Source organism: Acinetobacter sp. GN11 (assembly GCF_054823985.1).
Map to the genome: position 1 here is coordinate 62,067 of NZ_JRVL01000036.1, position 8,526 is coordinate 70,592.

Annotated in this window: 6 protein-coding genes; all 6 read right to left on the bottom strand. The window is 39.5% G+C overall.

Annotation, left to right across the window (positions count from 1 at the left end; genetic code table 11):
* Window positions 1-239: 239 nt before the first annotated feature.
* A complete protein-coding gene (acnA, locus tag NL42_RS04600; protein WP_461311914.1) occupies window positions 240-2,993 on the bottom strand; it encodes an aconitate hydratase AcnA in 2,754 nt (917 codons plus the stop codon).
* Between the two features lie 124 nt (window positions 2,994-3,117).
* Window positions 3,118-3,930, bottom strand: coding sequence for a TatD family hydrolase (locus NL42_RS04605; protein ID WP_461311915.1), 813 nt, complete (start codon window positions 3,928-3,930; stop codon window positions 3,118-3,120).
* On the bottom strand, window positions 3,930-4,871 hold the full coding sequence (locus NL42_RS04610; protein WP_461311922.1) for an RsiV family protein: 942 nt from the start codon (window positions 4,869-4,871) through the stop codon (window positions 3,930-3,932). The genes NL42_RS04605 and NL42_RS04610 overlap by 1 nt, the downstream gene beginning before the upstream one ends.
* A 91-nt stretch (window positions 4,872-4,962) precedes the next feature.
* Window positions 4,963-5,805 carry a hypothetical protein gene (locus NL42_RS04615; RefSeq protein ID WP_461311916.1) on the bottom strand — a complete coding sequence of 281 codons (843 nt, stop codon included), beginning with the start codon at window positions 5,803-5,805 and terminating at the stop codon, window positions 4,963-4,965.
* 69 nt (window positions 5,806-5,874) lie between these two features.
* Window positions 5,875-7,467, bottom strand: a complete 1,593-nt coding sequence (locus NL42_RS04620; protein WP_461311917.1) for a peptide chain release factor 3 — start codon at window positions 7,465-7,467, stop codon at window positions 5,875-5,877.
* A gap of 232 nt (window positions 7,468-7,699) precedes the next feature.
* Window positions 7,700-8,526, bottom strand: an 827-nt coding sequence (locus NL42_RS04625; protein ID WP_461311918.1) for a hypothetical protein, incomplete at its 5' end; no start/stop codon positions are given.

The window sequence follows — 8,526 nt, forward strand, 5'->3', positions numbered from 1 at the left end:
TGCTCCGAACGCAAGACAAACAAAGTGCGTAGCTCCACTCAAGCACAGCTTTCGCTTTACGACACGGCAAAGATTATTAATCTTTGCTATTCGCGTCTCAGGTTTTGCCTACTTTTGCCGAAACAAAAGTAGGGTTATGAGCTACTACCATAAGAATTTTTTACAATAAGACTCTGCTGTGATAATTCTTCCAATACCAACCAATACAAATATTGATGGGTATTAATCTCAAAATAACATTAACCAGCAATCAAATTCCGCAGTACATAATGCAAAATACCACCCGCCTTAAAGTACTCAACCTCATTTAACGTATCAATTCGACATAACACATTAAAGTGGCTGGCGACTCCATTTGGCCCTTTTACATCAACCTCAAGAATTTGATGAGGCTGAACGCCATCAGACAAACCACGGATTGATATCACTTCATGACCCGTTAAGTTAAGAGATTGACGAGTTTGCCCATCAACAAACTGTAATGGCAACACTCCCATACCGACTAGGTTTGAACGATGAATACGCTCAAAACTCTCGGCAATCACTGCTTTCACGCCTAATAAGTTTGTTCCTTTTGCAGCCCAGTCACGTGAAGAACCTGTTCCATATTCTTTACCAGCAATAATCACAAGTGGTGTGTTTTCTTGTTGATAAAGCATCGCTGCATCATAAATAGCAAGCTTTTCACCACTTGGCACATGAATAGTATTACCGCCCTCTTCGCCACCAAGCATCTCGTTTTTAATACGAATGTTGGCAAAGGTACCTCGCATCATGACTTCGTGATTACCACGTCGAGAACCATAAGAGTTAAAGTCTTTTGGCTCAACACCTTGCTCTTGTAAATATCGACCTGCTGGACTGTCTTTTTTGATATTCCCTGCTGGTGAAATATGATCAGTCGTTACCGAGTCGCCCAACACTGCCAAAATACGTGCTTGTTCAATATTTTTAATTGGTTTTGGTGGCTCTCCAATTCCTTCAAAGAATGGTGGATGACGAATATAAGTCGAGTCATCCGCCCACTCGTAAGTTTTAGTTTTTGGAATTTGAATCGCTTGCCAACTTTCATCACCATCAAACACAGCAGCATATTCTTTATGAAACATGTCCGTATTTACTTTCTGTAAGGCAGTATCAATTTCTGCCTGACTTGGCCAAATATCTTTTAAGTAAACAGGTTGCCCATCTTTGCCCTCACCAAGAGGCTGTGTGGTCAAGTCGGTACGAATATTCCCAACTAAACCATAAGCCACTACAAGAGGTGGTGAAGCAAGCCAGTTTGTTTTAACTAATGGATGCACACGTCCTTCAAAGTTACGGTTACCAGAAAGTACAGATGCAACATTTAAATCATGGCATTGAATTGCTTCTTCAACTGGTTCAGGTAGTGGGCCTGAGTTACCAATACAGGTTGTACAACCATATCCCACTAAATTATAGCCTAACTCATCTAAATACGGCGTAAGCCCAGCAGCCAGTAGATAATCCGTCACCACCTTCGAACCCGGTGCAAGAGAGCTTTTCACCCACGGTTTTCGTTGTAAGCCTTTTTCAATGGCTTTTTTGGCAAGCAGACCCGCCGCTAACATCACGCTTGGGTTAGAGGTATTGGTACAAGAGGTAATGGCTGAAATTACGACATCACCATGATTTAACGGGTATTCCTGCCCTTCAATCACACAAGATGGACTTTCATGTTGAATATTTGCTTTTTTTGCCTCTACAGCAGTACCACCACCTTCATTTTCTAGACGTTCTTTTGCTTCTTTTGCTGGTTTTAGTGTTAACTCCATAAGCGCATTAAAGGTTTTAGGCACTTCTGATAACAGCACTCGATCTTGCGGGCGTTTTGGTCCAGCCAAACTTGCTTGCACCGTGGTCATGTCTAAACTTAAAGTATCTGTAAAAACAGGTTCATCACCAGCATTTCGCCATAAACCTTGAGCTTTACTATAGGCTTCAACAAGCTCAATACGGTCTTCATGACGCCCTGTCAGTTTCAGATATCCTATAGTCACTTCATCTATTGGAAAGAAACCACAGGTTGCACCATATTCTGGTGCCATATTGGCAATGGTTGCACGGTCAGCAAGAGGCAAATCTGTCAGACCATCTCCATAGAATTCTACAAATTTACCCACCACACCCTTTTGACGAAGCATTTGAGTAATGGTGAGTACCAAGTCTGTTGCTGTAATACCTTCTGGTAATTTTCCTGTAAGTTTAAAACCGATGACTTCAGGAATAAGCATAGAGATGGGTTGGCCCAACATTGCTGCTTCAGCCTCAATACCGCCAACGCCCCAACCTAAAACACCCAAGCCATTAATCATGGTCGTATGTGAATCTGTTCCCACTAAAGTGTCAGGAAATGCAAAAGTTTTGCCTTCATCTTCTCCCAGCCACACTGCTTGGGCCAAATATTCTAAATTGACCTGATGACAAATCCCCGTACCCGGCGGCACTACACTAAAATTATTAAATGCAGACTGTCCCCAACGTAGAAATTGATATCGTTCGCCATTACGCTGCATTTCAATATGTACGTTTTCTTCAAAAGCCTGATCATCGGCAAAATAGTCAACCATCACCGAGTGGTCAATCACCAAATCGACTGGAGATAAGGGGTTAATCTTCTCTGGGTCTCCACCAGCTTGAGCCATGGCTGCTCGCATTGCTGCCAAATCAACCACTGCTGGCACACCCGTAAAATCTTGCATTAAAACCCGCGCAGGTCGATATTGAATTTCCTGATCTGAGCTACGGGTTTTTAGCCATTCTGCTAAAGCATAGATGTGTTCAGTTTTAACACTAAGTTGGTCTTCAAACCGTAATAAGTTTTCCAATAATACTTTTAAAGATTTCGGTAGTTTGGCAATATCCCCTAGCGTTTTCTCTGCTTGGGCTAAGCTAAAAATCTGATAATTGCTGGAACCTACTGTTAGCGTCTGTAAAGCATTAAAACTATTGATATTGCTATACTTAGCCATTGGGTTATCCTCCCATGTCTGGCAATGTTATTTTTCACGTTTTTACATGTTGTTTTCTTACTTTAAGCTTCTTTTCTAATCGCTGTGTTTTGTTTTAGTTAATATTTCTAATCTTTGATTTTTATTACGATAATTTCAACGCCGAGAGCGAGTTTTCCCAAAGCTGTACGGCCAAATCCGACTCTGATATGTTTAAGTTTTCTGCCAAACTTTGCAAAACATAAGGCAAATTAACTGGGGTATTACGGGTACGCTCTTCAGTTGAGGTTTGGCAACAAAGTGGGGTCATATCGGGACAATCCGTTTCAATCACCAAGTGCTCTGCACCTATAGCCTGCACAACCGTATGAAGTTTTTTTGCATTCGGATTAGTAATTTGCCCAGTCACACCAATTTTAAACCCAAGTTTAATTAAGCCTTTCGCTTCTTCTATGCCACCACTAAAAGCATGGGCAATTCCACCCAGTTTAAATTTCTGAGCTTTTAATATTGCGAGTACATCGCCATGTGCTTTTCTAATATGGAGAAGCACTGGTTTTTGATATTGGGTTGCCAGCTCTAACTGATCAGCAAAATATTGTTTTTGCTTCGCATAGATATCAGGGTGCTTATGCTCTTTTAAGAAAGTATCTAAACCAATTTCACCTACTGCCACACATTCTTCTTTCTGCAAAATTTGCTCAAGATGAGAAAGATGTTCTGGTTGATGTTGCTCAATATAAAACGGATGTAAGCCGGGTGCTAAATATGAAGTCGGTACATTTTCCCAGTTATTTAACTGATGATGGGTTTGCACCAATTCGTCAAAGCGTGACTGCACAAAACCAATTAAGACTAATGCATCTACGCCCACTTTTTTGGCATTAAGCGCTAACTGCTGCCGATCTTCATCAAAATCGGCAACATCAAAATGCGTATGTGTATCAAACAGACGCATTAGCTTCCACTTTTTGCAACAGGTGTTGAAGCTGGTTGCGACTTAGGCTGAGGCAAATATTCTTTTTTTAAGACTTCCTGTAATTGGTCATATGGAATGACTAATCGAGGTAATCCCACCACATATGGTCCAATTTCATATTCACCATATTGAAGAATTAAACCTTGTTCACCCAATAAGAAGTTATCAGATAATTTAAATGGCCAAGCTTGTTCATAATCACCGACATTATCAGCCAGTTTAGAGTCTGTAACCCAAGTCTTAAAAGCTTCATGCGCCAACTTCTCTAATGCTGCCTTTTGCTGTGGACGCAACAAGTCTTCAAGCTTGATCTGCTTTTGTTCTTTTAAATCAAAATTATAGTAATGCTGTGCAGCAGAACCATGAGCACCACCTAAATAGCTACTGCTATTAAGTACAACAGTGACCACTTTACCTTGAGCCTGCAAAATCTTAGGTTTAACTAAAAGATTAATTTGATGACTACTACTTAAAGCTTTTAACTCATTGTCCAGACCAATAAATGAATTTGCATAACGTTGAACCTGTGCATCAAAGCTATTTTTTTGCTCTGCACCCGCAACTGCTGAAGCTTCTGTTTTTTGATCTGGTTGCTTCACTTTAGTATCGGGTTCAGCAATCTCTAAAATTTGACCTAGAGTCTTTAAAATTTGCTGATCTACAATTTTATCAATAAATGGAAAATTACTCTGTAAACGCTCAACTGTAAATTCGGGACAAGTTTTACCATCACAATCAGGTAAAGCAACTTTACTCGGAATTGTTTCACCCTTCAGAGTCAGCTCTACTGGCTTTTGCTCTTCGACTGCTGGTTTCTGCTGTTCTTGAGAATCCTTAGGATCGGCTTTAGGTTGGCATGCCACCAAAAATATAGCCGAAGCAAGCAAAGTTAATCGCAGTGAAACTTTAGAAGATAACATCATATTTTGCCTTTTATTCTAAGGAGATTACGCAGTGCCTTTTCTAAGAAATTAGCGCATATAAATAGAGGTTGCAAATTCTGCTACCATCTTAAAACATTTGTTCATAAACCTCGGGTTGTAATATTTTTTTAGTTTGCTCTTTAGATAAATAAATATCGAGCTGTGGAGCTTCTTTAGTAATCTGGTTTGCCTGATAATGTAAGCCAACACCTTCACCATCAAAGAACCAATCTGCCTGCCCCCAATATAGAGTTTTTGGTGCTTCTTTCTTTATGTCAGCAGTCTGCTTTTTTAACCAGTCTTGATAGGCCACCTGCACCATTTGATGCACAGTAGTTTGTTGATTTTTTTGTAAAACATCTAACAAAGCTAAGCTTTTATGCAGTTTTCGGTCAGCCACGAAAAAGTAATAACGATCTTTAATCGTGAGCTCTTCTTGCTTGGTATCAAGTCCTAATTGCAATAAAACATATTGGTTACGCTGCGATGCAATACGCGTATGAAGATGTAATTCATAAGCCCGATTCTTTGAATATTTATCTTGCCATTCATCAGACTTTTTAACATAGGCATTAATGGCTTGCTGCAAACTTAAGTCTTTTTTCAAATCAATTTGGTCTTGGATCACTTTAGCCTGACTTTTGGCGATCCATTCATTTAGCCATGCATCTTGAGTCTTTATTGTTTGAATATCGACATCAATACAGTTTTTCTTCTCACAAAATGGCAAAGCATAATCAGCTTTTACTTGTTGTAAGTTAAGGAATGGCAGTACTTCAGCTTTCTCAATATTTTGAGTTTTGGTAGAAGCCAGTTTTGTTTGAGAAGATGACGAAGACTGAGAGCTTTTCCAGACAAAAATAGAAATAGCAGAAATTAATGTTATGACTGCAACCACAAGCGCAATAATTGCCTTTTTACTCAACTTCATTTCATCATCCTTTCTTATTTTTCAAAACAAAACAGCTTCTATTCGAAGCTGTTTGTCACATTAAAATGATCAGTGTTCACGTGTGTTACGGAACTGAATATCAGGCCAACGCTCTTGCATAATCTGCAAGTTTACTCGGCTTGGTGCAAGATATGTTAAATGTCCGCCGCCATCGATAGAAAGTTGGTCATGTGCTTTCTTCTTAAATTCATTCAGAATTTTTTCGTCATCACAGTGAATCCAACGAACCGTGTTAACGCTTACAGGCTCATAAACACAGTCAACCTTATATTCTTCTTTCAAACGATAAGCAACCACGTCAAACTGAAGCACACCTACCGCACCCACAATCAAGTCATTGCTAATTTGTGGCATAAATACCTGAGTCGCCCCTTCTTCAGACAACTCTTTCAAACCTTTTTGCAATTGTTTTGACTTTAATGGGTCTCGTAAACGCACACGACGGAACATCTCTGGCGCAAAGTGAGGAATACCCGTGAAGTGTAAATTTTCGCCACTAGTAAAAGTATCACCAATTTGAATCGTGCCATGGTTATGTAAACCAATAATATCGCCTGGCCATGCTTCTTCTAAATGTTCACGCTCACCAGCAAGGAATGTCAAAGCATCACTAATGCGGACATCTTTACCAAGACGCACGTGGTTCATCTTTAAACCTTTTTCATATTTACCAGAGCAAATACGCATAAAGGCAATACGGTCACGGTGTTTCGGATCCATGTTGGCTTGAATTTTAAATACAAAACCAGAGAAACCTTCTTCTTTCGCTTCAACTACACGCTCTTGTGTAGGATGTGCTTTAGGTTCAGGTGCCCATCCCATGAAAGCATCTAGTACATGGTCAACACCAAAGTTACCTAATGCCGTACCAAATAGAACTGGCGTTTGTTTACCTTGTAAGAATAAGTCACGGTCTAATGGCTCATTTGCCATTTGCACAAGCTCAAGCGACTCTTCAAAAGATGCCCAAGCCAAATCACCTACTTTTTCACGAACATCAGCATGATCATATCCATCACGTACTTCAATATCTGTAATGGTTGAGCCAAAGCCTGCTTTGTAGACATACAATTTATTTTCAATAATGTTGTATACACCAGCAAAATCACGTCCCATTCCTAATGGCCATGTAATCGGTACACAGCGAATATTAAGAACATTTTCAATTTCATCAAGTAACTCAAGTGGCTCACGAATTTCACGGTCCATCTTGTTTACAAATGAAATGATAGGCGTGTCACGCATACGACAAACTTCCATCAATTTGATGGTACGTTCTTCGACACCTTTTGCACCATCAATTACCATTAACGCAGAGTCAACTGCGGTTAAGGTACGATAAGTATCTTCCGAGAAATCTTCATGCCCCGGTGTATCGAGTAAGTTAATGGTATGACCTTTATAAGGGAACTGCATAACAGACGTGGTAATAGAAATTCCACGCTCTTTTTCCATTTCCATCCAGTCAGATGTAGCTGCGCGGTCAGATTTACGGCTTTTTACCATCCCTGCAACCTGAATTGCTTTACCCCATAACAGTAATTTCTCTGTCATGGTGGTTTTACCGGCATCGGGGTGGGAAATGATGGCAAATGTGCGGCGTTGAGCAACCTGTGCCGCTAACTCATCTTTAAAACTCATGAAATACACCTACTGCGGAGATTGCAGTGCCAAAGACCTAAAGTCGATCAAAATAAAAATTGGCGTAATTGTAGCAGATTTATAGAACTGTTTAATGATTGTTGATATGCCATCAGTCACTCATAAGATTTTTGAACATTTTTTGAGAATACAACTTCTCTCATTAGAGATTTTACAATCAAAAAAGCCCATCCGATTGTGGATGGGCTTTCTTAGGACTTAGCAGAATATCTTATGCCAGTTTCTTTTCTTCAATAAATTTCACATCGGCAATTTGTACATTCCAGAACTCATTCCATAAAGCACAATAATCAATACATAGCTTAGTTAAGCCTTCATAGTCATCTTTGGTAATTGCTTGCGCTAAGGTAAACCAAAGGTCATCCTGATGGTCATCATCAGCGGCTTCAGACGTCTCATCCGTAGATACACCATGTACATGGTAATATCCGCCACCTTCAACATCGATATTCACAAATTTGGTCGCTTGACGTAATGGAGGGCTAAAAAGAATAACCTCTTCTTCGGCAACTGCTAACAATGCAACTACATTGATATAACTATCATAAGAAGATTCTAAGAATGAACGGACCTGATCTGCCGCTTGTGAAGCTTTATAATTACGACGATCATCTTCCGTTAGACCATAATCATTAAGTAAATCTTCATACAATGGATAATGAGCATATTCAGGATTCCCCAAATAATAATCATCTTTACCTAATCCTGGTCTAAAACCGAATTCATCAAGTACATTTAAACTTAATAATACCCGTGGAAACATTTTAGCTCCAGAATGGAGTTTTGGTTCCAGTTGTTTTGTTTGGAACTGCGCTTGTAATAAAGCATCAGTAAAAATCTGTACAATTGCATGACGATATTCTAAATGAATATGAGTTAAAGTATCCTTATCTAGATAACCATGATTTAACATTTCAATTGCAGGATGTTTACAAACTGGTAATTCTGCAATTTTATTTCTTAACTGTTTGAGAAAATTTAAATTTTCATCCCATTGTTTTGCAGGAATACTATTTCTCATCCCCTGCAATGCTTTTT